Annotated in this window: 29 protein-coding genes and 1 tRNA gene; 20 read left to right on the forward strand and 10 right to left on the reverse strand. The window is 56.9% G+C overall.

The genetic code is table 11. The features are described 5' to 3' along the window. From CA85_RS00385 to CA85_RS00405, 5 genes are all read left to right on the forward strand, one after another. Nucleotides 1–828 carry a purine-nucleoside phosphorylase gene (locus tag CA85_RS00385; protein ID WP_146389134.1) on the forward strand — a complete coding sequence of 276 codons (828 nt, stop codon included), beginning with the start codon at nt 1–3 and terminating at the stop codon, nt 826–828. Between the two features lie 644 nt (nt 829–1,472). Further along, complete coding sequence (locus CA85_RS00390) at nt 1,473–1,868, forward strand: tellurite resistance TerB family protein (protein WP_146389136.1); 396 nt, start codon at nt 1,473–1,475, stop codon at nt 1,866–1,868. Between the two features lie 29 nt (nt 1,869–1,897). Continuing rightward, complete coding sequence (locus CA85_RS00395; protein ID WP_146389870.1) at nt 1,898–2,524, forward strand: phosphopantothenoylcysteine decarboxylase domain-containing protein; 627 nt, start codon at nt 1,898–1,900, stop codon at nt 2,522–2,524. Continuing rightward, a complete protein-coding gene (locus tag CA85_RS00400) occupies nt 2,515–3,444 on the forward strand; it encodes a dihydroorotate dehydrogenase (RefSeq protein WP_146389138.1) in 930 nt (309 codons plus the stop codon). Before CA85_RS00395 ends, CA85_RS00400 begins: the two co-directional genes overlap by 10 nt. Before the next feature lie 319 nt (nt 3,445–3,763). Next, the gene (locus CA85_RS00405; protein WP_146389140.1) at nt 3,764–4,753 is read left to right on the forward strand and encodes an alpha/beta hydrolase; all 990 of its coding nucleotides are present in this window, start codon (nt 3,764–3,766) and stop codon (nt 4,751–4,753) included. Between the two features lie 13 nt (nt 4,754–4,766). Here CA85_RS00405 and CA85_RS00410 read toward each other — a convergent pair whose 3' ends face one another. Continuing rightward, nucleotides 4,767–6,785 (reverse strand): prenyltransferase/squalene oxidase repeat-containing protein, encoded by a 2,019-nt coding sequence (locus tag CA85_RS00410; RefSeq protein WP_246112370.1) that lies wholly within the window; start codon nt 6,783–6,785, stop codon nt 4,767–4,769. 326 nt (nt 6,786–7,111) lie between these two features. On the opposite strand from CA85_RS00410, the gene CA85_RS00415 reads away from it, so the two are divergent. The 7 genes from CA85_RS00415 (at nt 7,112) to CA85_RS00440 (ending at nt 12,005) form a co-directional block, all read left to right on the forward strand. Continuing rightward, nucleotides 7,112–7,185: transfer RNA gene (locus CA85_RS00415), tRNA-Met, on the forward strand. 420 nt (nt 7,186–7,605) lie between these two features. Then, complete coding sequence (locus CA85_RS00420; protein ID WP_146389142.1) at nt 7,606–7,899, forward strand: hypothetical protein; 294 nt, start codon at nt 7,606–7,608, stop codon at nt 7,897–7,899. Continuing rightward, nucleotides 7,889–8,062, forward strand: coding sequence for a hypothetical protein (locus CA85_RS24650; protein WP_186774663.1), 174 nt, complete (start codon nt 7,889–7,891; stop codon nt 8,060–8,062). Before CA85_RS00420 ends, CA85_RS24650 begins: the two co-directional genes overlap by 11 nt. Further along, nucleotides 8,059–8,541, forward strand: a complete 483-nt coding sequence (locus CA85_RS00425; RefSeq protein ID WP_146389144.1) for a DUF2924 domain-containing protein — start codon at nt 8,059–8,061, stop codon at nt 8,539–8,541. The genes CA85_RS24650 and CA85_RS00425 overlap by 4 nt, the downstream gene beginning before the upstream one ends. Next, nucleotides 8,538–10,106, forward strand: a complete 1,569-nt coding sequence (locus CA85_RS00430) for a recombinase family protein (RefSeq protein ID WP_146389146.1) — start codon at nt 8,538–8,540, stop codon at nt 10,104–10,106. The genes CA85_RS00425 and CA85_RS00430 overlap by 4 nt, the downstream gene beginning before the upstream one ends. Further along, the gene (locus CA85_RS00435) at nt 10,103–10,537 is read left to right on the forward strand and encodes a hypothetical protein (RefSeq protein ID WP_146389148.1); all 435 of its coding nucleotides are present in this window, start codon (nt 10,103–10,105) and stop codon (nt 10,535–10,537) included. Before CA85_RS00430 ends, CA85_RS00435 begins: the two co-directional genes overlap by 4 nt. A 265-nt stretch (nt 10,538–10,802) precedes the next feature. Further along, nucleotides 10,803–12,005: a hypothetical protein gene (locus CA85_RS00440; protein WP_146389150.1), complete on the forward strand. Its 1,203-nt coding sequence runs from the start codon at nt 10,803–10,805 to the stop codon at nt 12,003–12,005. Here the strand turns inward: CA85_RS00440 and CA85_RS00445 are convergent. Further along, nucleotides 11,977–12,486, reverse strand: coding sequence for a hypothetical protein (locus tag CA85_RS00445; protein ID WP_146389152.1), 510 nt, complete (start codon nt 12,484–12,486; stop codon nt 11,977–11,979). The two genes, CA85_RS00440 and CA85_RS00445, sit on opposite strands and share 29 nt — an antisense overlap. 60 nt (nt 12,487–12,546) lie before the next feature. Between CA85_RS00445 and CA85_RS00450 the strand changes: the two genes are divergently transcribed. The 6 genes from CA85_RS00450 to CA85_RS00475 all read left to right on the forward strand — a co-directional run bounded on the left by CA85_RS00450 (nt 12,547) and on the right by CA85_RS00475 (nt 16,249). Next, nucleotides 12,547–13,173 carry a hypothetical protein gene (locus tag CA85_RS00450; protein WP_146389154.1) on the forward strand — a complete coding sequence of 209 codons (627 nt, stop codon included), beginning with the start codon at nt 12,547–12,549 and terminating at the stop codon, nt 13,171–13,173. Between the two features lie 193 nt (nt 13,174–13,366). Next, nucleotides 13,367–13,957, forward strand: a complete 591-nt coding sequence (locus CA85_RS00455; protein WP_146389156.1) for a sigma-70 family RNA polymerase sigma factor — start codon at nt 13,367–13,369, stop codon at nt 13,955–13,957. A gap of 96 nt (nt 13,958–14,053) precedes the next feature. Continuing rightward, nucleotides 14,054–14,287 (forward strand): hypothetical protein, encoded by a 234-nt coding sequence (locus CA85_RS00460; protein ID WP_146389158.1) that lies wholly within the window; start codon nt 14,054–14,056, stop codon nt 14,285–14,287. A gap of 44 nt (nt 14,288–14,331) precedes the next feature. Continuing rightward, nucleotides 14,332–15,090, forward strand: coding sequence for an ATP-binding protein (locus tag CA85_RS00465; RefSeq protein ID WP_146389160.1), 759 nt, complete (start codon nt 14,332–14,334; stop codon nt 15,088–15,090). A 52-nt stretch (nt 15,091–15,142) separates the two neighbouring features. Continuing rightward, nucleotides 15,143–15,637 (forward strand): DUF669 domain-containing protein, encoded by a 495-nt coding sequence (locus CA85_RS00470; protein WP_146389162.1) that lies wholly within the window; start codon nt 15,143–15,145, stop codon nt 15,635–15,637. Nucleotides 15,638–15,727: 90 nt separating this feature from the next. Continuing rightward, the gene (locus tag CA85_RS00475) at nt 15,728–16,249 is read left to right on the forward strand and encodes a RusA family crossover junction endodeoxyribonuclease (RefSeq protein ID WP_186774664.1); all 522 of its coding nucleotides are present in this window, start codon (nt 15,728–15,730) and stop codon (nt 16,247–16,249) included. A gap of 135 nt (nt 16,250–16,384) precedes the next feature. Here the strand turns inward: CA85_RS00475 and CA85_RS00480 are convergent, their stop codons facing one another. Beyond that, complete coding sequence (locus CA85_RS00480) at nt 16,385–16,603, reverse strand: addiction module protein (protein WP_146389164.1); 219 nt, start codon at nt 16,601–16,603, stop codon at nt 16,385–16,387. A 48-nt stretch (nt 16,604–16,651) separates the two neighbouring features. Between CA85_RS00480 and CA85_RS00485 the strand changes: the two genes are divergently transcribed. Continuing rightward, complete coding sequence (locus CA85_RS00485; protein ID WP_146389166.1) at nt 16,652–16,948, forward strand: DEAD/DEAH box helicase; 297 nt, start codon at nt 16,652–16,654, stop codon at nt 16,946–16,948. Between the two features lie 78 nt (nt 16,949–17,026). Next, nucleotides 17,027–17,236, forward strand: a complete 210-nt coding sequence (locus CA85_RS00490) for a hypothetical protein (RefSeq protein ID WP_146389168.1) — start codon at nt 17,027–17,029, stop codon at nt 17,234–17,236. Here CA85_RS00490 and CA85_RS00495 read toward each other — a convergent pair. The 7 genes from CA85_RS00495 to csb2 all read right to left on the reverse strand — a co-directional run bounded on the left by CA85_RS00495 (nt 17,210) and on the right by csb2 (nt 25,517). Beyond that, a complete protein-coding gene (locus CA85_RS00495; RefSeq protein ID WP_146389170.1) occupies nt 17,210–17,557 on the reverse strand; it encodes a hypothetical protein in 348 nt (115 codons plus the stop codon). The genes CA85_RS00490 and CA85_RS00495 overlap by 27 nt on opposite strands. 1 nt (nt 17,558) lies before the next feature. Next, a complete protein-coding gene (locus tag CA85_RS24655) occupies nt 17,559–17,906 on the reverse strand; it encodes a hypothetical protein (protein WP_186774665.1) in 348 nt (115 codons plus the stop codon). 218 nt (nt 17,907–18,124) lie between these two features. Next, nucleotides 18,125–19,249 (reverse strand): hypothetical protein, encoded by a 1,125-nt coding sequence (locus CA85_RS00505; RefSeq protein WP_146389174.1) that lies wholly within the window; start codon nt 19,247–19,249, stop codon nt 18,125–18,127. A 195-nt stretch (nt 19,250–19,444) separates the two neighbouring features. Beyond that, entirely contained in the window at nt 19,445–19,738 is a 294-nt protein-coding gene (locus CA85_RS00510) for a hypothetical protein (protein ID WP_146389176.1), read from the reverse strand. Next, nucleotides 19,731–20,756, reverse strand: a complete 1,026-nt coding sequence (locus tag CA85_RS00515) for a type I-G CRISPR-associated protein, Cas3-extension family (protein WP_146389178.1) — start codon at nt 20,754–20,756, stop codon at nt 19,731–19,733. Before CA85_RS00515 ends, CA85_RS00510 begins: the two co-directional genes overlap by 8 nt. Next, nucleotides 20,753–23,929: a type I-G CRISPR-associated helicase/endonuclease Cas3g gene (gene cas3g / locus CA85_RS00520; RefSeq protein WP_146389180.1), complete on the reverse strand. Its 3,177-nt coding sequence runs from the start codon at nt 23,927–23,929 to the stop codon at nt 20,753–20,755. Before cas3g ends, CA85_RS00515 begins: the two co-directional genes overlap by 4 nt. Continuing rightward, nucleotides 23,919–25,517 carry a type I-G CRISPR-associated protein Csb2 gene (gene csb2 / locus CA85_RS00525; RefSeq protein ID WP_146389181.1) on the reverse strand — a complete coding sequence of 533 codons (1,599 nt, stop codon included), beginning with the start codon at nt 25,515–25,517 and terminating at the stop codon, nt 23,919–23,921. The genes cas3g and csb2 overlap by 11 nt, the downstream gene beginning before the upstream one ends. Nucleotide 25,518 lies beyond the last annotated feature (1 nt).

Here is a 25,518-nt window from a genome sequence, read left to right on the forward strand (position 1 = left end):
ATGCTTCATCTCCACGACAAGATCCAAGAAACCTGTGCCTTCATCCGACAACACACCAAGCAAACGCCACGTGTCGGCATCATCCTCGGCACAGGACTCGGCGGACTCGTCGACGACATCGACGTCGAAGCCACCCTGGAGTATGCCGACATCCCCAACTTCCTCAGCTCCACGGCGACCGGCCACGCCGGCCGGCTCGTGATCGGAACCCTCGCCGGCGTCCCGATCATGGCGATGGAAGGTCGCTTCCATTTCTACGAAGGCTACTCGCTGCAAGACATCACGTTGCCCGTGCGTGTCTTCAAAGAACTCGGCGCAGAACTCTTGATCGTCAGTAACGCCTGCGGTGGTCTCAATCCGTACTATCAAAATGGCGACATCATGGTCATCGAGGACCAAATGAACCTGATGGGGGGCAATCCGTTGATCGGAATCAACGACGACCGGCTCGGACCACGCTTCCCCGATATGTGCGAACCCTACAGCCACGAGTGGATCGAGCGGACGATGAACGTCGCCCATCGCGAAGGGCTCTATCCTCACAAAGGCGTGTTCGTCGCCGTCGCCGGCCCCTGCCTCGAAACACGCGCCGAGTACCGCTTCCTACGCAGCGCCGGTGCCGATGTCGTGGGCATGAGCACCGTTCCCGAAACAATCGTCGCAATCCACTGCGGGTTGAAAGTCGTCGGCCTGAGTGTGATCACCGACATGTGCTTGCCCGATGCAATCGAGCCCGCCAACGTCGCCGAAATCATCGCCACCGCCAACGCCGCCGAACCCCGCCTCCGCGCCATCGTCCGCGGCGTCGTCAGCGAACTGAGCAGCTAAGCCCCGAATTGGTAGTGGACGAGGCGACGAGCTGTTGATTACCCGCAAGTTTGCTCCCCCGTGTGCTTGTCACACGCCGAAGCGACGTTTTCAAATTAGAAAACCACGGTATCGACACAAGTTCCCCTGTCAGCTTGTCTGACAGGAAACCAAGTCGATCAACTTTGCTGTCATGCGGGGCAAGCCCGCATGGGAGCGGGGTGAATGCTCCATCTTGATCTAATCACAAAACGGAGATTCCTGTCAGACAAGCTGACAGGGGATCCGGTTTTGTGGGTAATCAACAGCAGGCCACGAGTCCTCCACCCGCAAGTCTTCGTACGCTGGAGGCGTGTAAGAAAATAGCCGGTGGTTTGAGCAAAGCGAACACCCCCGGATCCATCATCACCCGCCCAGCGAAGTCGGGAGGGTCGGAAGACGAGCCTTTCGCGAGTCTTCCGGGGAGGGCCGACAGCGCAACGGAACGTCCTGAACCAGCGTGCCCGCCGTCCCCGAGCCTCGCGGCCTTTCTGTTTTGCCGAGATGGAACGCGCCCAGTCCGATTCACCCCCGCACTCATTCTGCTAAACTACGGGCCTCGTTCTGAGGCAGTCCCTTGTTCCCGATCTGCCACGCTTCCTCGATTCTCGAAGTACCCTGCTCCCATGAGCGACCCAGACTACACCGATCGTCAGCGTCATCTTCGCAATATCGTCGTCATGGCATTGGCCGATGGATCGATCGGCCAACGGGAAGTCGAATGGGTAGCCGATCGTTGCGTGGAACTGGGTCTCGGCCAAGACGACCTGCAAGACGCACTGGCTTATGGACTCGCTGACGACGCCGCCCTCGAATTGCCGCCTGACGATATCTCTCGGGAAGCCCTGCTCGCCGATTTAATCTCGATGATGGCCGCCGACGGACACCTGGCGGAATCCGAAAAACGCCTCTTTGCCCTCGCTGCCGCCCGCATGAATATCGTCGGCGAACGACTCGATCAAATCATCACCTCGGTCATCAGCGAAAGTGATTCCCCCGGATCCAAAGACGACTCAGAGTGAGCGACGCCCCCCATCGCCGTGCCAAAATCCTGATCACCTCCGGCCCCACTCGGCAATACCTCGATCCCGTCCGCTATCTCACCAACGCGTCGAGCGGCCGGATGGGCGCTGCCCTCGCCGCCGCCGTTCTGCAACGCGGCCACGACGCTGTGATCGTGTCGGGCCCGGTCACCGTTGACTACCCGCCCGGCGCACACGTCATCGACGTCCTCACCACCGACGAGATGCTCCATGCCGCCGGTGAACTCTTCCCCGAGTGCGATGGCGCCATCGGGGCGGCGGCTCCCTGTGACTACAAACCGCTCCAAGTCTCCGATCAAAAACTCTCCAAAACCGGCCAACCTCTCGTCTTGGAGCTGATCGAAACGCCCGATGTCATTGCGGTCCTCGGCCAGAGCAAACGCAGCGACCAATGGGTCGTCGGCTTCGCACTGGAGACCGACGATCGCCACTTTCGAGCCACCGTTAAACAGCAAAAAAAATGCTGTGACCTGATGGTTAGCAACGGCCCCGAAGCGATCGATGCTGCTGATAACAATGTGGAACTGCTCGACCGCGACGGCAGCATCATCGAAACGATCTCGGGTAGCAAACAACACGTCGCCGATCGACTCATCCACCAAATCCACCACCGCCTTATCCTGCCATGCCCGTAATCCCCGACGTGACCGCCCCCACGCTGCAAACAACCCTCGGCAGACTCACGCTGCCCAATCCGATCATGGTCGCGTCGGGCACCTTTGGCTATGCCCGGGAGATGCAGTCCATTGTTGATCTGAACCGCCTCGGCGGAATCCTGCCCAAGACCATCACGGCGGAACCCCGCATCGGCAACGCCCCCTGGCGAACCGTGGAAACCTCGGCCGGACTGCTCAATGCAATCGGCCTCGATAATGACGGTGTGGATGCGTTTATCGAACATCACCTGCCCTATCTCACCTCGCTCACCGCACCGATCGTCGTCAGCGTTGCCGGCCGCACCGTGGAGGACTTCACTGAACTCGCCGCGCGCGTCGGGGCGTGCCCGGGTGTTGCCGCCATCGAACTGAACCTGTCCTGCCCCAATGTCAGCGGCGGAGTCGACTTTGGGACCAACGCGGAATCCTGCCGCAGCGTCGTCGCCTCCGCCCGCAACGCTACCAGCGTTCCCATCCTGGCCAAACTCACTCCGAACGTCACCAGCATCGCGGACATTGCACGCGGTGCCGCCGACGGGGGCGCTGACGCGGTCTGCCTCACCAACACCGTACTCGGCATCGCCGTCGATTGGCGCAAACGACGTGCGATTCTGGGCAATGGCATGGGCGGCTTGAGCGGCCCAGCAATCAAACCCATCGCCCTCCGCTGCGTCCACCAAGTCCGCCGCGCTGTCGAAATCCCCATCATCGGGATCGGTGGCATCGCCAGCCTCGATGATGTGATGCAGTTCCTCGTCACGGGCGCTTCGGCTGTCCAAATCGGAACCGCGAACTACTACGATCCCACACTCTCGATGCGTCTGATCGACCAGCTTCCCGCTGCCCTCGGCGAACTCGGAGCCGGATCGGTAGCCGAAATCGTCGGCACGCTCGAGTAACAAAAGTTTTTCCGTAGTGGACGAGGCGACGAGCTGTCAGTTACCCACAAGTTTGCTCCCCCGTGTGCTTGTCACACGGGAAGCAGCGTTTTTAAATTAGAAAACCGCGGTATCGATACACGTTCCCCTGTCAGCTTGTCTGACAGGAAACCAAGTCGATCAACTTTGCTGTCATGCGGGGCAAGCCCGCATGGGAGCGGGGTGAATGCTCCATCGTTATCTAATCACAAAACGGAGATTCCTGTCAGACAAGCTGACAGGAGATCCGGTTTTATGGTTAAAGACAAGGAGGCGACGAGTCCCTTCAAGCCAATCGACCATGCCTATCCTCCGCTCACTGGCGTCCCTACGAAACCTCTTTCTCGATCGATGCGTCCTGCGCCCCACGCGTCAAGCGATCGATCCAGGCGACCTGAGACGCTGCGAGCTATCGCTCGCCCCCTCCGCTACAGGCCCCGCGAGAACCATCGAATGCTACGTGGCAACAGACTTGGCAACAAAGATGGCAACCGATCCGGCCGCGAACGAGCTGCCACAGGAATCGCCGCTGCAGGGCGCCACCACGCTCGCTGACTGGGACGACGCCCCCGCTCCCAAGACACTCCTGATCAAGTTCCCAGGAACCGCCGGGCGCGCCGAACGCTCATCGCCCTTTCCGCTCAACCTTGTTGCTGACCAAGATGGGCAAACCGACCCGAGCCGAGCAGAGTCCCCCGGCAACCCTGCTGGGCACTATGAAGCCTGGACGTGGAATCCACCGGGGTACGGGCAGAGCACGGGTCGCGCCAGTCTCGTGGATCTCGTACCGGCCGCAGAAGCTTTCGCAACCGCAGTCGTGCGATCTCGCTGCGGGCCCGACACGCAAATCTGGCTTTGCGGCAACAGCCTCGGCTGCCTGTCCGCTCTCTCACTCGCGGCCCGCCCAGCCGATTGGTTGCCACCCGAGTCCACTGCCGATCGCTGCGTGCTCTGGCTGCGAAACCCACCCGATCTCGCCAACACGATTCTCCGCGTCGCCGACCGCTACGCGTCCCGTCCCTGGATGAGACGTCTGGTCGCCCACCTACCCGCTGACCTCAGCTCGATCGACAATGCCGCCCATTGCCACCTGCCCGCTGTATTCCTGATGTCTGAGTTCGATGAACTAGTACCTCCCTCGATCCAGCAAAAAATTCACGACGCCTACGCGGGCGAGCACAGTGTCGTCACTCTCACCGACCTCGGCCACGGCGGCCTCATCGAAGAACAACACTACCCCGACATCCAAGCCGCACTCAGTTGGCTCATGGAAGCCGCCACTAGCCATTAGCTAGAAGCCAGCCTCACTCTTTGCCGAGCTTATACAGCGGGAGATGGCGGTAATAGACTTCCAGGCAATAGATACTGAAGCACGTCGTATACAACCGACCCGATGCGTTGCCGTACTGGTCCGCTTGCGGCGACCAGCTGCCCGCTTCACTGCCCCGCTTGACCTGCATCGCGGGCAACACCTGTTTCATGTTGTCGTTCCAAATCCGCCATGCCGATCCACCGAAATGGTGCAGGGCCTGGGTTGCGTAGTACCAGTAATAAACGTTCATAGCCTCGCGTTCGATCGGCCAATCTTGGACCAGCGTATTGAGTCCGATCGCCATCGCTTCCCGCTCACGAGGCCAGCCCAGGTATTGGCGGCAGAGCAGCCCTTCGGCTGTCATGGTCTGACTCGCCGGCCGACCCTCTTGATAGCAGTACCCGGCGCCCCCTTCGACCGACACCCGGTCCAAATAACCCTGCACGGCCGCCAAAGTGGAATGCTCGACATGGATGCCCGCTGACTTGGCACTGATCAACGCCATCACGTACCACCCGGTCACCGACAAGTCCGAACCGCTACGGGGTTGATATCTCCAACCACCCTCCTGCGATTGAGCTCGCACCGAGAACTGCACGGCGGCTTCAGCTGATTGCCGCAACAACGAGTCTTGCGTCATACCGTATAGTTCGCAAATCGCGATCGTCGCTTGAGCATGCGCGTACGACTGCTGACGGTCGGGCTCATTGCCAGCGAAGAATCCGTTTCGCTTCGATTGCTTGTTCATCAGATACCGCAATCCCCGTTCGACGTTTTTCGCATAGGGACCATCGATGTGCGTGTTGCCATCACCCTGGAAAGCCAGCATCGCCATCGCGGTTGCCGCTGTCGTGTTTTCTTGGTACGAGCCGTCGTCGTAGGGCCCCCGCAAGCTCCATGCGCCGTCTTTGCGTTGTTGTCGGGCCAACCACTTCAACCCCAACTCGACAGCTTGCGAGGTTTGCGGACTACCATCCATCGCCAACAACGCCGCTTTCATCGCGCCGCGGCGCCCGCCAAACATCGGCTTGACCACCATCTCCGACGAGGTCTCCCCCAGCTCCACCGGCACCATCTCAGTCGGTTCGGCAATGTCGATCGATTCAATCAGAGACTCAACATCCATCTCGACTGGATCCTCGGTCACCTGATCCGCATCCTCCTGCTGTACATCCGAGTCAGAGCTTTCGAGCGTGTATTCCTTGAGATCAACGGACTCACTTTCCGTCGCTTCGCCGAGCTCCAGCACCATCGTGCGCAGACCGCTGGTCACCGGCAACGTCCACAGGGCCAGTGCCAGCAACAAGATAATGTGAACGATCATGCTCACCAGCCAAGCGGGGATCGACTTCCGCACCGGCAGGAGCAGTTCGTCATCCTCCTCGTCCTCAGCCGGCCTCGCCTCCCGCCCCGCCGCGAACGTCGCCGCCGTCGCCGCCGTCTTCACAGGCTGCTCACCCGGCACCTCCCCCCGCCACCGCGACCTCCGCCCATAGTCGACCGACGGCTCCGCCCGTCGCGAGCTACCCTCACCAGCACTACCCTCCAACCGCTCCGCCCGTCGCAAGCCCCCAGCCGCCACATTGTCGACCGACGGCTCCGCCCGTCGCGAGCTACCCCCACCAACACTACCATCCAACCGCTCCGCCCGTCGCAAGCCACCAGCCGCCACATTGTCGACCGACGGCTCCGCCCGTCGCGAGCCACCCCCACCAACACTACCATCCAACCGCTCCGCCCGTCGTGAGCCCCCAGCCGCCACATTGTCGACCGACGGCTCCGCCCGTCGCGAGCTACCTCCACCCCCATCACCAGGCGCAGCAACCGGTGGCAGCGTCGCACGTGGAGGAGGCGGCGGCGGCTGCTGCCGAGCCGGCTCAGACGCATTCGATTGAGGCGGAAGTGGCGGCGGAGGAGGCGGCTGTTGGGGCCCCTCCGGCGCACTTGCCTGAGGAGGGACCGGTGGCATGTCGCCTGAATCTGCGGTCGATAGAGGATCCGAATGGGACATGAAGGAAGCCTGCAAGCCCGCCACCAGCGGGGAGCACACCGTTTCGAGTTCGAGAAGCAGAAAAGTGAGCGATCGTCTCACTGGAGTCCGTACGTACCAACAGAAACATTCGCAGGCCGTTTCGTCAAGTTTACCCCAGCAAAATGGACGGCGGGGCGAGGAAACAAAAAACTTTCGCGACAAGCCCTCAACCGCCGTTGACAATCCGAGCTCAATCCGCCATCTTCTGGCCCAGACAAACCGCCTGCGGAACACTACGAAACTTTCCTCCAGAAAGATCGAATTTCCAGTGAACCCAGAACAACAACGGGATGTCTCAATCATACCGCGGGATGGAGCAGCCCGGTAGCTCGCGAGGCTCATAACCTCGAGGTCGTCGGTTCGAATCCGGCTCCCGCAACTTCTCTGTTTGGTTAGGAAACTGACCGGCAGGGGTAAACTTCGAAAGCCGACGTTTTGCATCTCGCAGAACGCCGGCTTTTTTCGTGGTTTTCCTGCGTTTTGATGCTCTCTCGGACTCTCTGGTCAGAGACGTTTGGAGAGCCGGATCGAGTGATTTTCCGGGGGGGGTGGCGGTTCAGCGGGCCGGGAATCTCTCGCGACTCTCTGGGTGATTGGAGAGAGCTGGGTGAAGAGGGGCTGGGTTATCGCACGTTGGCCTCGCTCGGGTTGCTCGATTCAATCCTGGTTGGACTCGGGCGAAAATGGCTGCGGCAGAATTTTGACGTTCTGGGTGATGGGGCGCGCGTCGGCGAGGCGGCATAGATAGTTCCGGGAGGGGCCAGTGGTTGGTCGCTCTGGATCTTTCTTTGCGAACGAGGTGCCCGCTATTTCTTTGAATCTCTCTCAATCGTCCGCGACCCCGGCGGACATTCGCCTGCGATCAGTCGCGGCGATTCTGGCAGTCGGCATCAGGCGACTGCATCTGGCGGCGGTCGAGTCTGACGACCGCGACGCGACTTCCGAACCTGTTTCGGGAAATCTCGCGGACTCTTTACCCGAGCGGCTTGATGACGTTGGCCCCGGAGGCCTCTCTGTCACCGACGTCTCCGAAACAACGGGTTTCGAGACCGATCGAGAGTCCCCCGAGATGGAGATGAAGCATGCCAGATGAAAACCATGCCAACGAGCAGCGACAGCGAGAAATCGCAGTTTTGCTGGCCCGCGGCTTGTCCCGCGCCGCACGGACCTGCGAGCAAACCGTGCCGACGGAACCGAACGTCGATGTTGGTTCGCACGATGACGAACTGGTCGCGACCGAAGGAGGTGAACGATGAGTCCGAAGGTCACCGCCGAGATTGCTCGGCTGCCAGAGATGAAGGTCGCCGATTTGCAAAAACGATACGAACAAGTCTTCGGCGAAGAATGTCGAAGTCGCAACAAGCAGTACTTGGTCCGCCGCATCGCCTGGCGGTTACAGGCCAACGATGAGGGTGGGCTGTCACGAGAGGCGTTGATGAAAGCGGGCGAGTTGGCCGTTGATGCCGAATCGCGTGTGACTGCGCCTCGGGAACACGCCAACACCCAGGTCGCCAAACCGAAGCCTGCTGCGTTCGTGGATTGGGATCCGCGACTGCCGCCGCCCAACAACGTCATCGAGCGTCAATACAAAGGCGAGATGATCCGCGTCGTGGTGCTGCAAGAAGGCTTTGAATACGAAGGCGAACGATTTCGTTCGCTGACGGCGATTGCCAAGAAAGTCACAGGCACGCACACGAATGGATTCCTGTTCTTCAAACTTGGGAGGCGACCATGAACAAACGCGAAATAGCCACGACGGTGCAAACGATCCGTTGTGCAATCTACACACGGAAGTCGACCGAAGAAGGGCTCGATCAGGAATTCAATTCACTCGACGCACAACGCCAATCCGCCGAAGCGTTCATCGCTAGCCAACAACACGAAGGCTGGGTCATCAATCCGGAGATGTACGACGACGGCGGTTTTTCTGGTGGGAACATTGAGCGGCCAGCACTCAAACGACTGATGGAAGACATCGAAGCGGGAAAGATCGACTGCGTGGTGGTTTACAAGGTCGACCGGCTGAGCCGATCACTGTTGGACTTCACCAAAGTCATGGAGACGTTCGACAAGTATGGCGTGTCGTTCGTTTCGGTGACTCAGCAATTCAACACCACGCATTCGATGGGCCGGTTGACGCTGAATATCCTGCTGTCGTTTGCTCAGTTCGAGCGGGAAATCATTGGCGAACGCATCCGCGACAAGATCGCCGGTCAACGGCGGCGTGGGCAATGGTGCGGCGGTTATCCGGTGTTGGGCTACGACGTCGATCGAAGCGAACGGACGCCGAAGTTGGTGGTCAACGCGGAAGAAGCGACCAAGGTGCGGCGGATCTTTCTGTTGTACTTGGAACTGCAATCGCTAACGCCGGTTAGCGATGCGGTGGCCGAGCGGAAATGGATGAACAAACTTTGGACGACGAAGAAAGGACTCGCCAAAGGTGGCCGACCGTTCGACAAGTGCAGCATCCACGCTTTGCTGACCAACCCGATTTACATCGGCAAGATCAAACACAAAGAGCAATTGTTCAACGGGCGGCACGAAGCGATCGTCGATGAAGCCATCTTTGACCAGGTTCAGATGCAGTTGCGGGCGAACAACCTGACCCGCGGCAGCCGGTTACCGAGCAAGTATGGCGGCCTTTTGAAAGGGCTGATTCGATGCCCGCAATGCAACGTCGCGATGGTTCACACGTCGACCAAGAAGAAGTCCATCGCGTATCGCTACTACACCTGCGTTCGAGCGATCAAACGCGGTCGAAACTCGTGCGAACATCCATCGCTGCCGGCGGGTGAAATCGAAGAGGCGGTGGTGGACCAAGTGCGTGCGATCGCCGGCGATGATGGGTTGCGAGATGAGATCATCCGCCAAGCTGACGAGGCATCGCGTCGACGCAAGGAAGAATTCGAGACGCAGCGGATGCAACTGACACGGCAACTGGCCCGCGACCACGGCGAGGTTCGGAATCTGGTTCTGCTCGAACATGGCAACAGCTCAACCACGGCGCGAATCGCCGACTTGCAGCAACGCATCGAGTCGGCGGAGCGAAGTCTTGCCGGCGTCCATCGACAGATTGCCGAAGCCGAGAAGCAAGACATGTCGGCCGACTTCATCACCGAAGCCTTCTCCGACTTTGACCGTGTGTGGGATGCGCTCAACATGCGGGAGAAAGCCCAACTGCTCGGGTTGTTGGTGGCGAAGGTCGAGTTCGATCAAACCGAAAGTACGATTGAAATTTCATTCCATTCCAGCGGCATCGCGTCGCTGGAAGCCCTGCAACAAGAGGAGGTCACCGCGTGATCAAAGTCAAAACCAAACTGAACGTCCAAATCAATGCTCGCGGACGGAAGACGATCCGGCGATTCACCGGTGATGAAGACAACGTTGAATCACCAGCCAAGCCCGCCGGTCGCATCCCGCGGATCGCTCGACTGATGGCTTTGGCGATTCGGTATCAGTCCATGCTTCAGAACGACGAGGTGGCAGACATGATCGAATTGGCCCGCATCGCACATGTCTCGCAACCACGCATGACTCAGATCATGGGACTGAATCTGCTCGCCCCGGACATCCAGGAAGCGTTGTTGAACCTGCCGCCACAGCCCGGCAAATGCCAAATCCACGAGAAGCGATTACGCCCCCTGACAGCGATGCTTCGCTGGGAGCAGCAGCGTTCGGCCTGGAGCGAAATGCTGGTCGAGATCGGCGAGGCCGAAGCCGTCGACGAGTGACGGAAGCTGGGAATTTGGCCTCGCTACCGCTCCGTCAACCGGTTTTCCCGATTCTGTCTGTAATTTTTTTTGCACCGGTTTTTACGGTGAATTTGACGATTGTTCCGAAAATCCGGCCCGTGCAGTGACCAAACGTGTCCACCACCCTCTCTATCTATCTATATCCCAGTGCACCTGTCGCATTTGCTAGCAACCGGAATGGCTGGCTTCACCTTTGACAATCTCCAGGGAAGCGAACTCTTCAGAGCGGAATTTTTGATCTCGAATGGCAACCTTCAATCCGAAACACTTCACCGACGCGGACGTCCTCCGCACCATTCATCCGGAACACCTTTGCAAACTGATCGAACCCCACGCCACCTACTTCGGCGATCGAGGGTTGTCGCTTCCGTCGGCCCGGCAAGCGGCAACACTCGACGTCGACCGACTGGCACATTTGCTTGAATCGCCTGATGATGCGATCCCGCAAGAATTGCTCAACGCCATCGGCTACATCGACGAAATGGCAACAGAGCGAGGCATGGATTCGCTGCTGCCCAAAGCAATCGAAGCAAAGATGCCGCTTGATCCGAACAAGGATCACTCACCAGCCGACATCGCGGTGCAGGTGTGGTTGTTCGATCCAATGATCGTGGAACGTGAACACATTTGGTTCACATGGAAGCCACCAAGACGAATGGATTGTTTTCGCGTCGGCGAGAAGAAGCACGGCAAGCTGCTGGAGATCACCCACGAGCGATGTCAACAAGCGGCGGAAGACATTGGTAGTTGGCTGAGCGAAAACAACCGCACGCCGTTCTGCAATCTGGCTTACCGAGAGACCGATGATGGGTTTGAGTTCTCAATCCAACGCGGTGATCCGTTCACACGGAAGTCCACGATCGAACGAAACTCAATTGGCAATGTTCACTTCCGTCCGGCTGGCAAGGACAAAGTGATCTTCAAGTTGGAAGACGTCATGGTCATGATCAACACGCCGATCCGTCGGGCGATCGCCGTCTATCAGCGTGTGTTCGGAAATCTACTGTACGGCGATCCCGAGTTCTTTACCGACTCAAATATCATTTCGACGCGTGCATTGGAGGAACTCGGTGAAGGAGCGTTGTCATGCCGCGACGTCGACGGCATTGATGAGGTTTTGTTCGTGGAGTACCTCGTTGATCTGGGCGGCGACCAGGACGCGACGGTGACTTACAAAGCGAACGACATCATTACTGATATGAAACAGCGAAATCGAAAATTGGATTTCGAGGGTCGGTTAATTAGTGCCACCTTTCGGATCCGGTATCGAGGCAGTCGTTATTGGCGGACGTTGAAGCTGTACGACGGCAATGCAACGTGCTACACCCGAGACGCCAACGCCAGGCACGCCGAGCAATGGATGCGTCTTCGCAACTTCATCCAAGTAACCAACGCAAACGCCGAAAGCGATGTCGAAGTCAATGACGAGACTCTGGCGCTGCATTGAAGAGTCGGTCACTTTGCACGGGGCGGAGGGCGATTGGCGACGACGGCTCGGGACGGAGTTCGAGTCGTTTCGCCGATTCCTGAATCCCACAGATAGAATTGTTGCGAGGTTTCAGGGCGATGACGGTGGTGCGTCTTGGCGGGTGGAAGTGTTCGACGGGCGATGTTTCGCTCGGAATGAACAAACGCTTGAAAATCGTGAAATACCGCGTTCCCAGGTCACCAGCCTGAAGTTCGACGTGCATCTTCTTACGCGGGAGCTTGCTGCGGTTCTGTCGGTTGGTGATTCCGTCGAGGTTCTCGGGTTGACGCATCACGTCGTTCGGGTCGGCGTTTTGCCGGCCAGTCTTGGCTCGCGACCAGTTTATCTGTGCACGCACACCTGGACAGCGGATTTGGTCGCGGCACTCGATCAAATAGGTCGCCACGCGTCTGGGCCGTTTGTGCTGCTTCATCCAACCGGCCGAGCAATTGATTCGCATGTCCGATCATGGCTATCGAAAGCTGACGCACACGTCATCGCGCTGGATCAGCTTATCCACGTGACTGGCGATGGTGAGCTTCTTGCCGCACCGCGTTTTGATCACTTGATCAGGCAAACCCTGGGCATCCAGAACACTAACTTGCCAGTCTATCGCTTTCGGAAAGACGACGACTTCTGGTGGGTCGCGTTCGGTGGTACGCCGCGACCGGTGAAGGACAGCAGCGGCATGCCGTACATCGCAAGCCTGTTGTCGCGTCCGAGCGTCGGAATGACTGCGATGCAGTTGGAATCAGTGGTTTCGGGTATCCACGAAGCGGTAAGAACGGGCGGACGTGGCAAAAAGGTCGACGATCAATCGCTACGCGAATCGCACTCACGTTTGAAACAGATTGCCAGTGGATTGGATGCGGCGAAAGACGACCAGGATTTCTCTGCGATGACGCGGTTGGAAACCGAGCGTGATGAAATCCTCGCCCAGGTGCGCAAGGACACCGGACTGAGTGGAGCGATTCACGATGACTCGGACGCGAAGCGTGCAGGCGATAGTGTCGCCCGTGCGATCCGGCGGGCGATCAAAGAAATCGAGAAGAAGGTACCCGAGCTAGCAGACCATCTTCGATCGGATGTGACTGTGGGCATTGACTGTATGTATTCGCCCAAGCAACCGGTGGACTGGGAGTTTTGAGTCAAAAAAACCTCTGGCGGACAAACTTTGTCTGTCGCGGACAAAAGTTGTCTTGCCCCATCCCCGGCTGAGGGACGCAAACGATCGCCTCGCCGCCGCCCGTGCTATTTCGCGACTTTGATTCGCGACGCGGTCTTCTTGCGGTGGTGAATGTGGCGACGCTTTGCGAACTCCCCGGCCGGGAGATTCTGTTTTGAACAAGAAAGAAATTGCCCCGGAATTGATCGAATTCGCGATGCCGTTGGTGGAGCGAACCGCTCACAAGATCAAGACGCGTCCCGAACTTCGCGACATGGACGTCGAAGACATCGAGCAAGACTTGCTGCTACACGTTTGCGAGCGGGCACCGAACTACAACCCCGAACTCGGCAGCGTGAAAGCGTTCGTGACCCAAGTGGTCGTCAACGGTGTCGGCATGTTGCTGCGGAAGGTCACCCGCCAACGATCGAATCCAGGCGAGGGGATGGAGATCACGTCGCTCTCGGACTACGTCGACGGTCCCGACCTCAAATCCGAGGAACGGATCGTGGGCATGTCTACCGACGATGGTGACCGGCTTCGTCAAACCGAGGCTCGCGATCCAATCACGGACATCGAGTTGTCGGACGCCATCGAGGAACGCATCGCGACCTTGCCCAAAGATCTGCGGCCGATCGCCCGTGAATTGATGACGTCCAACCAGAAGGAAACGGCGGAAAGATTGGGGCTTTCACGTCGCAAGATGGACTCCGCAATGGCGAAGATTCGCGAGCACTTTGGCGAGATCGACTGGAACGAGAAATAACTTCTTCGGACCGTGCGCTAAGCGATCGGCATAGATAGTACCGGGGCGGGCAAGCGTTTTTTGTCACGCCATCTGTTTCCACCTCGGAGGACGTTTGTGCAATCGCTGGACATTGAAAAACGCGTCGGGATTTCGCTCGCCGTCGGTCGCTATTTGCGATCGGCCGATCGGTTCAACGACGCCTCGCGTGACTTCACCGGAGCGTGTCGATCGCTCCGCAAGCAACTCGGAAGCGAACAACGCTTCGTCGTCCAAGTTGATTTCAAGCACTACCTCGTGACCAGTGATCGCGATGGCAATTTCGACGTCGAACCGATCGCGTCGCTCTGATTCATTTACTCAATCAACCATTCACACAAGGAACGATCCAAATAGTGAGCAACTTACTTGAAACCATCCAATCCGGCCGGCAGTCGAAGCCGCCCCGTGTCTTGCTCTACGGGGTCGAAGGCATCGGCAAGTCGACCTTTGGCAGCGAAGCACCGAAGCCGATCTTCATTCAAACCGAAGACGGTCTCGATGAGATCGACTGTGACCGCTTTCCGCTCGCGACGACGTTTGATGACGTTGTCGGGGCGTTGAAGACGCTCGTCAATGAGAAGCACGATTACGAGTCCGTCGTGATCGACTCGCTCGATTGGCTGGAGCGTCTCGTCTGGGACAAGCTCTGTCAGCAGTATGCCGTCGAGTCGATCGAAAAGGTCGACGGCGGGTACGCTCGCGGTTACATGCACGCCCTCTCTTTGTGGCGTGACGTGCTCGATCTGCTCGGGGCGTTGCGTTCCCGCGGGATGGTGATCGTGATGATCGCACATTCCAAGGTCGAACGCTTTGAAGATCCCGAGTCTTCGCCTTACGACCGTTATTCGCCACGGCTTCACAAACACGCCGCGGCGCTCGTGAAAGAGTGGTGCGACGCCGTTTTGTTTGCCACCCGGAAAATGAGAACGGCCACGGAAGACGGAGGGTTCAATCGCAAACGCACGGTCGCTCACGCCATTGGCAAAGAGGGAGGCGAGCGTGTCATTCGTGCTTACGGTTCGCCGACGTGCGTGGCGAAGAACCGCTACGGCATCGCCGAAGAATTGCCGCTGTCCTGGTCCGCCTTCGTCGGTGCGATGACCGCCAACTGACCTTTCAACGAATCACTGAACCTTCTCTTTTCATCCAACCAAGGAACCAACCATGGCCAACCTCCAAGGCTTTGATGCCAACACCGTCGAACCATCCAACAACATGGAACCGATCCCCGACGGCAGCTACGTCGCGGTTATCACCGACAGCGAAATGAAGCCGACCAAATCGGGTGCCGGAAACTACTTGCAGCTTGTTTTTCAGATCGTGGAGGGAGAGTACGCAAACCGTCTTCTCTGGGTGCGACTCAACCTCGACAACCCCAATGCGACCGCGGTGGACATCGCCCGGCGGGAGTTGTCTGCGATCTGTCGGTCGGTCGGCGTCTTGGTGCCCACCGACTCATCGGACCTGCACAACTTGCCGTGTGTCCTCGCGGTGAAGTTGAAGCGTCGCAACGACACCGGCGAACTTCAAAACGAAGTCAAAGGGTATTCCGCATGCGAGGCCAAGACCGCGCACACCGCGGCGAGCGACACGCCGTCTGGTATCGCAAAGTCGGGGAAGGACGCGCCGGCAGCGGGATCCCCTCCGTGGAAACGTTGAGGCTTGCCCTCTGACTCTGTTTCCACGGACTGACGCTCGGCTGGCAATGGATTGCCGGCCGGGCGTTTTCTTTTTTCGGAATTCGACATCATGATTCGCCTCAAACTTCCCTTCCCACCGTCGGTCAATCATTACTGGCGTCACGTTGGCCCGCGGGTGTTGGTCAGCAAGAAAGGTCGGCAATACCGCGCCGACGTTTCTTCACTGCTTCACCGCAAGCAAATCAAAACGCTTGAAGGCGACTTGATCGTCGACATTCGATTAACACCACCGGACCGACGACGACGCGACGTCGACAATTCACTTAAAGCACTTCTCGACTCGATGCAATTCGGCGGCGTCTATCACGACGACAGCCAAATTGTTCGTTTGACTGTCGAAAAGGTAGCTGCCGACCCGGACTCGCCGCGTGCCGACGTGGTTGTCCAGCATGTGCCAGCGTCGATTGGCAAACCTGGATTTCGCGTCTGTCTGCGCTGTGACGCTGCGTTTGAATCCGGCGGCCCTGGCAATCGAATCTGTCCGACCTGCACGTTGGTTAACAACAGCCTGCCAGCAGTGACACCAGAAGAGCGTGGGCGAAAGTTTCGCAACGGAGAGCCGCTGCTGTGAAACGCCTTCGTTCAGAACTGACGCAATTCAAAAGCGTCCCACCCCAAGCCACCATGCCTTACGCCAGTGATATGAATGGTGTTGGCGTGAAAGATGTATCCAATGACATACGGGAATTGCCGACTCGTACGGAAGTCATCGTCCGAACAACTCAGCTCTGACGTCGTCCCATGATTCGCCGCGATTGGGTTCAGCAAAGAAAGCTTCTTCACGCTGCATGAAGATCGCTTTCAGCTCTTCAGAGATTGGTGGCGGCCCTTCGCTCGCCAAACGATCAAGCACTGAGTTCGCCAGCGCGAATTGCACGTCTTTGGGAAGCGATTCGATTGTCGCCAGCAGTTCTTGATTGGTCATTGGTCCCTCCTATGTGTTTTCTACATCATACTCAATCGCCACGGTCTCGTGAAGCTTCGCAATTACCAACAAGCCGCCGTTGACGCGGTCTACGATCACCTTCGCAATCGCGACGACAATCCCGTTGCTGTCTTACCCACCGGTGCCGGCAAAAGTCTCGTGCTCGCGAAGATCGCATCTGATGCCGTGGGGCAATGGAATGGTCGCGTGCTGATCTTGGCTCATGTCAAAGAGCTTCTTGAACAGAACGCTGATAAGGTTCGTCGTTTGTGTCCCGACAAGGTCTTGAACCTTGCCGAGGTACCGGTTCACGTCGCCATCGACATGGAACCCGAAGCGGTGTAGGCCTATCGGATCGCCGACAACCGCACCGGCGAGAACGCGGAGTGGGACTACGACTTACTGCCGCTGGAAATCGGAGCGTTGCAGGACAGCGGTTTCGATTGTGAACTGCTTGGTTTCGACAGCGACGAACTCGCCAAACTGCTCAACCCAGGCGTTGACCAAGGGTTGACCGATCCCGACGAAGTCCCCGAACCGCCTGACGATGCAATCACGCAGCCCGGCGATATTTGGATCCCCGGCGAGCATCTAACCGACAGACGGTCAGAATCTCGAGTGCCAATCGAATAAAGCGGCGAGATAGAGGTGGCCTTCGGGAACAGGCTCGCAAAGCTCGACCGAGGAGCCAGAGACAGCAAATCGCTTGTTTTTGTGTTGCACGATGAAATCGAGTCCGAAAGCTTGGTATTTGGAAGGACTTGCGTCCACGACATCGACTTTCTCTCCCAACACCTTGGCCGGAAACGGAAACACGAGTTCCTGAATCGTCATGTCGATCAGCGCAGATGCCTGCTCGTCATCGCCGTAACGATCGACAATGGATTCTAGGAAAGCTCCCTCGATCTCAGCCGAGTCGCAACGGGTTAACCATGTGGGTCGAATGACCTTCATGTCACTTGCCTTTGGTAATTTTCTTCAGTTCAGCTTCACAGATGAAACCAACTTCATCGGCAGCAATCATCGCGGTGGCCCATTCTTTCGCCTCCACGCCTCCTGTTTTGGCAATTGCCTTGATCACCGGCTTCAAGCAGTCTTCGATTTCCTCGGTCATCAATCCTTCGTCGCTACGAGCGACCTGATAACTTCCCCTCTTCATCAGTTCAATTGATAGCCGTTTGGCTTCTTCGTGTTCTCCGGTTTCGACAAGCCGTTTCAGTCCGGCTTGAGCGGCCTCGTACGCGCCGTAGTCGTAGTCGAAATTGTGGTTCAGGCGTCGTTCATCAACCTGCGTCGCCTGCATGATCGCGATTTCAACGTCCGTCAAAACAAAATTTGTCGGCTTCTCGATCTCAAACCGGCTTTCAAGGTCACGCCCGATGTCGATGTGCTCATCGGCATACTCCACAAGCAAGTCGATCAGTTCCGCCTTTTTGCATTTGGTCAGGGCGGTTCGTATCAGCTCACCGGGTGAGATTTTGTGTTGACTCGGGCGTTTGCTCGATCTGGATGCCTGCCGTTTCATTTGTAATTCAGCCCTTCGGTTTTGAAAGCTCGCTTCAGGTAGCTTAATGTTGGGTACTTCTTTGCAAGACGCATGGCGGCTCGATCGGCAAGCCGTGTCCCGTTTTCTCCCGGCAATGCATCGCGTAATTCGGCGAGCAGTTTTGCGGCCTCGACGTAATTGGCAGTCGATCGGGTTTCAACCATCTTCTCCGCTTCTTTGATCGCTGACTCCGGATCGCTACGAAGTTTCGCAAGACGCTTCTCAAGTCGATTTTGCTCGGCGGTCGCCTCTCGTTGTTGCCGAGTGTTGGCTTTGCCGGTGGCTAATTCTCGCAGCTCCGCAAGCGTTCGCGTCCCCTCGACAACCGGCCATGTCGACGCCCCAAACATTTCGCGAATACCGGCGAGTGATTCGGCACGCACTGCGGCTGCATCGCCATCAAGCACACGTCGCATCAGCCCGCGAAGCGTTGCAGCGGTTTGCTTTTTCAGCCAGCCATCGAAATCCGTCGACGGATCAGCTTGCTTTGATATGGCCGGCGATGCGGATGCTGCTGCGGCAAGCAAATCCACATCGAGTTCATGAAAGAGAACAAACTCCTGCAATTCTGGCGTCAGCTTCTTCAGCCCCGCTGGCACCGGCGGCTCGATCACTTCTTCATCCCAATTGCAGACGAGCCAGCCGAGATAAAGCAACCGAGTGTCACCACCGATCAACGTATCACGGATTTTCGGCAGCATCGCCCTCATTCGGTCGAACTCAAAATAGTCTTCGCAGTAGCTTCCCCCGTCGGACTCCGGCTGAATCGACAACACGCCGCCTTTGCCTCGCGGATTCTTCTTCCATTCCAGACAATACTCCAACGAATATCGTTTCAACGTTTTCGCATCGACCGGCAGTCCCAGCGGCAAACGAAACATTAATTTGCGAATGCCAAAATTCGCGTAATGCAAATGCACGTCATAGCCACGCCGCATCATCTCGACAGCGTTACCGCGAAAGTCGCTGTAGTGATACTCGACATCATACTGCCATCGCGACACATCAGCCCGCGAAGACTGCTGTTCCATGTAGGCAAGCTGCTTGCCATCAAGCGGCTTGTCGATCGCCGCAAAGTGGATGGTTTGGAACTCACTCATGCCGTTGCACTCCCTCAGTTTGCGTCAGGATACTGGACGCGGGATTCTCTCCGATTCCAATCTCCCGACAAGGACTCTCGGTGCTGTCAGGTTTGGTTCACTCGTACGTTTCCGGTGGCCATCCATGAGGCCATTTTCCGTAAACGCTTTGACAGGCGCTTACGACCCACGGCGGCGGACCAGCGCGAGCAATCTTCACTGCGTCGCGATGTCGCTCATCCAGGTCTTGTCGCATCTCCGCCAAATCTTCGCGGCCCTTCTCTTCCAACCGTTCATCAGCCAAAGATGATTCTGGCGAGTAGCCAGCTCAATCCAGAGGATGTCACCTTCCTTGTCTCGCGCAGCAGGCTTCAACTTTTTAACTGCCTTTACGAAGCCAGGAAGGTAATGCTCGATCGTCGCTTCCAAAACGGCGACGCGGGTTTCCTCCTCACGCATGCCCGGCGATTTGCAGTGGACGCCCAACGTCAGTTTCTTTGGTTCAGCCATTACGGTTTTCCTTTTCAAGAGTATTTTCTTCACACGAAACGCCGATGGCATTCCGCAGCGTTCCTCGCCCGTTGGCATCACGGACACAAGGACAGGTCATCACAACGCGAACCCCGCGATTTCCGAGTTGGTTCGATTCGGGCGGTTGTTGGTGAAGCTCTGGATGGCTGAGCAGACATCGCAACGTCTCAACACTGATGGCGTCATCCCAAATTGGCCAACGTAGATGCTGTCCACTGCGATCGAACCCGGTAGTGTGCAACACGTTGGAAACCGGAATGGCTGGGAATAGAGGTAGCGACTCGAACGCCAGCCAAACTGCTGCACGTACGCTGGTTGGTCCCGCATCTGAAGGAGAACGATCACTGAGCGCATACAGTCCCTCTGTTGCTGGATCCCAACCGAGTGAATGAAACGAATCTTTGTATGTCCACGGCCCACGAATTGCGGTTAGATACGCATCCTGGAGCTCTTCAAGTCGTTCAGACTCCTTCTGACGCTTGCTTGATCGTTGATTCGGATCGAGCGAACTGGCAAGCTCTTTTACATTCTTCAAGAAACGCTGCTGTCCAGCGGTCATGTGGAAACCCGTAGGCTTCACTTCAGGCTTCGACTTCGCCAAAACAACTTCCGATCCGAACCCCGTTAGAAACGCTGCGTGTTCGTTCAATTCAAACAATGTGTTTTCATCGTGGTCGGTGATCTGTTCACCATATCCCGCGACCACTTTCAGCCACTCGCCACGAAACATGGGAACACTTGATTTTATGTCGTCGTGCCAATCTAGCCAAGGTGCTGTGACTCGACGCGGTTGACGCTGGATAAGGTATGCAACCAGTTGTTGCTCACCGAACTCGTTCGCACAGTGCAGCTCGGCTCGCCAGTCACCATCGAACACCCAAGCGAGCTTCGCGATTCCAAACGGTTTCTCAAGCGATAAAATTCTTAGCAGCCCGAATGCCGCCATCGCGCCGAGCGGATGACTGCCGGACAAGCCATTCAAACGCAGCGTCTTCATTTCGTTACCTCCATTTTTGTCTTCGTCGCGCGAGATTCCTTTTCGGACTGGCGGTGATCGGCGAGACGGAACATCGCTTCGATCCATGCCAGACCCCAAATGCCGTAACGCTCGTTCATCCGCGCGAACAAACACTCCCAATCGTTCGCCAGTCGATAGAGTGCTGCGGAGCGATGGGCGTCAACGTCGAGAGAGATTTCAAATCGTTGCCAGTTTGCGTTTAGGGGGAGCGGCGAATCGTCGACAACGCGATGCGATGCGCGACCATCACCGTGATGCGTTCCGATAACGTATTGCACCAATTCGGTATCGTGCGCTTCGGCGAGAACTTCGCGGAGATCGGTTTCGCGAAGCAAGATGACAGACAACCCTTCATGTCGAAAGCCATCTGGAACTCCCGCTTGCTTCCTCGCTTGCCTGCGGATCGTCGGATGCCGGTAGCCTTGACCTGATTTGGCAAGGGCATTCCCGCCAGCCACGGCAATTGCCGCCTGCGCAGCATTACCGTCATGCAACAGCGTCTGAAACGATTCTTCTAGCTTTCCGACATCGTGCCACTGAGCAATTAACCCAATGTCGTTAATCAGTTCTTTTTGCAAATGGGCAAGTTGAGCGAATCGTACGGCATGCCGTTGGACTCCCAACGAATGGTCGATCAGCGTGACAGGCTCGGAGTCCTCCAAGAATGACGATTGATCGCTGGCATCAGGAAGCGTGTTTTCAGAATCGGGCTCCCATTGCCCACTTGATTCGTTCAGCACCTGCTGTGTTGGAAGACGTTTGCGAGCAGTTGCGATCCATCCGTGTCTCAAGTCGCCGGACTCGACATACTTAGTAAATCGGATTCGACCTGATTCCACGAGCAACGACAGACAAGAAAGTCGTACAGCTTCGGGCAGTAAAGGCTCGTCGCATAGCTCCATTAAAAACTCACGCATGAGTAGGTATGCATCTTCGTCGAGATCGTCAAACCGACGAATGGCTTCCGGGCTGGCAACGCCCCACTGACCAATCGCTAGTAGGCTTGGATGAAAACGAACGACAGGTTTGGCTCTTCCCCAGCGTGATCCACATTCACCTATGTCTGTCACTGAACGCGAATCGGGATTCCAGCCGAAATCGTCATGCCCGCCGTAGGAACTTGGAACCACAATCGTGTCGCCGGGGCAAATCTCGCTGGCGGCGTCGATTCGCGATTCGTCTTCACCCTTCCAACGTAAGATCAGCTTCCCACTCTTCTGTTGGCGTCTGGATGAAGCATTGGGCGAAGCATCCCCTTCGACGTCCGAAACGTCTCCGATAAAACGCTCTTGCTTCTTGGACTCGCGATCAACGCCAAGCCATCGCTGCACCTCGTAAATCGGAATCGAGCACGCTTCCACGCTCGTCGGAGGCAACAAGGCGAGCGTGTTGATAGCTTGCTTTTGGCTTTCAGGTTCCCGAATGTCATCCTCGATATCCCAGAGGTCCGCACGCCAGACAACTTGCACATCCGCTGGTCGAGACTGAGGACCGTGCAAGAACAGGCTTACGTCGGGATCAGCAACAGGAGCGGGGTTGGTCCGTGCCCAGAGATTCAAGTATGTCGGAAGCAGTACCGGCGCGCGGGTTTTCTCGGCACAAAGTGAATCGACATTTGCAGACGCCAGTAGTGTTTCAAGCGAATCAACGCCAAAGTCAATCGTCTTGTTCTTGCCTTTGCCGCTCGCGTTCTTCTGCAGCCAGTCCCACGTCTTCGTCAAACGATCGCCATACACTCGATCCTTCGCTGTCTTGGCAACATCTGTGCTGCGACCTAACACAAACGCTGCCGTTAGCTTTCGCTTACCGCGTCGATCAAGCCTGCCAAAACGTTGCCGGAGGCAATCCAGCGGAGCGGCTTCGGTGACGATTGCATCAAAATCGAGATCAGCACCCACCTCGATCGTTTGCGTTGCGACAACGAATACGGGGCGATTCGGTTCCTCGTCGCGACCCGCTTCGATCCATCCCATCCAACCTTGTTTTCCGCGAATCTCTTTTCGGAATAGTAGTTCGTCACGATCCGCAGGACGAATCCGCCCCGTCAGTAGAACGACATCAGCCTTCGTTGTTTCAAGAGCCAGGTCGACTTCCTTTGCTGGGTCACGAATGTCGGCTCGCTGGCACAATAACTCGAAAATCCGGCGAGCCGTTCGCACGCGGTTCACCACGATCCCGATTACGCTGCCCTTGCTCGCCTCTTGCGAATCCGCTTTGGACTTTCGTTTCTTGCGGGCATCGTCAGCCTTGGCAATCGTCGACAGCGAGACCGCTCGGGCAACTGCTGTCGCTGCAAACTCATTGTCAGCTTCAAGTGGATCGTCTTTGTTAACCGGCACCTTCTCCAGCCGAGCGACTTTGTTTGCAGACAAGCGCTCGTTGATAACATCATGCTCTCGATCGTCAACTTCAAGTTGAAACGGCGGACTCATCGACGACTGCGAATCAACAGTCGCCGACATCTGCACCACTCTTGGCGGACGCCCGACTGGCTGCTCACTGAATCGAGGGTTCATATAGAGCTGAACGGACTTCAAAGTCTCGACAAACGGGTTCGACAAGTGTGCTTCATCAAGCAAAAGCAAACTGTCGTTGCCAACTAAGCCCGCATGAACAGGGCGTATGGACGGCGAAACACCGTAGCCACGAAACAACAGCCGAGAGCCAACCTGATCGACGGTCGACACGCAAATGGTCGGTGTGGCTGGGCTGAGCGACCAACCATCGTCGCGATACATTCCGCCCCGCATCAGTGACACGGTTAGCGGTTCGATTGGCTCATCTTCGCTATCGACCTGGAAGTGCTGTCGCAATAATTCGCGTGCATCCACCAAAACCGGCTCGTTACTTTCTCGCAACTTTTTCGCCAGACTTCTCGCGTGTTGGTAAGCTCCATCGACAACGATTCGACGATCAACGATGAAAAAAATCCGCAGTGCCGCATCACGACGCTCGAGTTTTCCCACCTGAATCAGCCGTACTTGCTCGATCAAATGGTAGACAGCAATATCCAATGCGTTCGTCTTGCCAACGCCGGTCGGCAAGTCCAGCACGTCGGGCCATCCTTCACCATTGACCTGCTTCGCCAAGCGTGATTGCCAGGGAAACGGATCATAGTCGTGGATCGCTTTGAAAAACGCCTCAAACGTCATGCTGCTTCTCCTTCGGCTTCGTCACCTTGAGCCCACGCATAGGAACACACAGTCCCATTCCGTAATGACGTCCGGCTCCCAGGATGACCGGACCTTCCACCGGTTCTTCAAACTCGACCGCAACGTGATACCGCATCCTGACCGCTTGGCCGCCGGGTAGCCGCTTTGGCAAAGTAAATTTCCCGTTGCGATAGCGAACCCAAACCGGCTTCCCTTCCGATGAAAGCGAAGGAAAGCGAAAACTCGGCGGCACGCCTTGAACCATGGAGACCGGCGACACATGAACGTACTTCGGCAAAGGAAGCCCAATCGCCTGACAAGCTCTACCGACAATCTTCGCAGTTCGAGGCTCGTCCAGCTTGCGCAAGAAGTGACCAAAAACCATCGGAGTCGTGGTTGCCCAGAACTTCGACGTGCCCGTGTAACGTGAAGGTCTCAGCGATTGCAGCGAATCCGCTGGTGACGCGATGCTGACGGACCAATCAAAACTAAGATCAGCTTCGGTTCGCTCTCCGTTGTGATTCATCCATACCTTCAGCAGATCCCCCAGTCTGATCGCGATTTGCTGGCGTTCTTGCGGCGACGTCGCTGCTGGAAGAACGATTGCGAAACCGTGAATCTCGCCGCGTGAGTGCTGATAGCCTGTGTTGGCAAGCGGCAAGAACGCGACATGATTCCGTTGCAATGGCGAACTATCCGACTCATGTCCGATCAGTATTGCTGGTGCATCATCGTCACCAAGGCTGCAGACTGCCTTGCGAACACTTTGCGTCAACGCCAAGCATGCTTGCAGGGGAAGCGGCTTTCCAGAAGTTCGTTTGAAAACAAACCAGTTGCGTTGATCGCCAAATGCGTTGATTCGTTTTTCCGTCGTTGGCAAACCCTCACATGTCTTCACATAGCGATGCCATGGCGCGTCGGAAGCTTCGCGACGCCGTACGGTTTTCTCGCTCAATTGGAATGCAGCGTCCAGTTGTTGAAGCCGACCTGTCGCCACCCCACGCAAAGTCGCACCAGCCATTCCCTTTGGATCCGATTTTCTCCGAAGCCTCCATTGTGGCAATGCAGCCTTCTTATCTGCGAGCGACACACGCACTAGGGACGACGAGTGCCCCAAATACGCAACCGACTCACACAATGTTTGCAATGCCTCTTGGTGTTGCTCTAAGTCAGCTTCCGCAACATCTTTCCAAACAAACTGAACGATCGGATCGAACGGGATGATGGTCGGAAAAAAACGTTCCTTTCGATCACGCCCCAGAGCGATTCCAGAATCAATTGAAGACATGAACTTCAACGTGCGTTTTTTTCGATTCAGAACAATTTGTGAGTTGTTATCGTTGACGGGAACATAGGTTTCTAAACAGGCACGTTCTGCGTATTCCGAGAGCAATAACTCCGGCGGCTGCAATTGTTCCAACCACAGCAATGCATCGCGAGCCTCGTCGCCCAGATCACATTCATACATCGCTGCAACCATTGCTGAAAACAACCGCTGGGGATGCGGCGGCCATTCCGCTTGGGTACGAGACTGCCGATCACTGGCAACCGCACGCCCCGTGAGATAATCCACTTCGATAATCAGCATT

The organism is Allorhodopirellula solitaria, from assembly GCF_007859855.1.
GTDB lineage: Bacteria > Planctomycetota > Planctomycetia > Pirellulales > Pirellulaceae > Rhodopirellula > Rhodopirellula solitaria.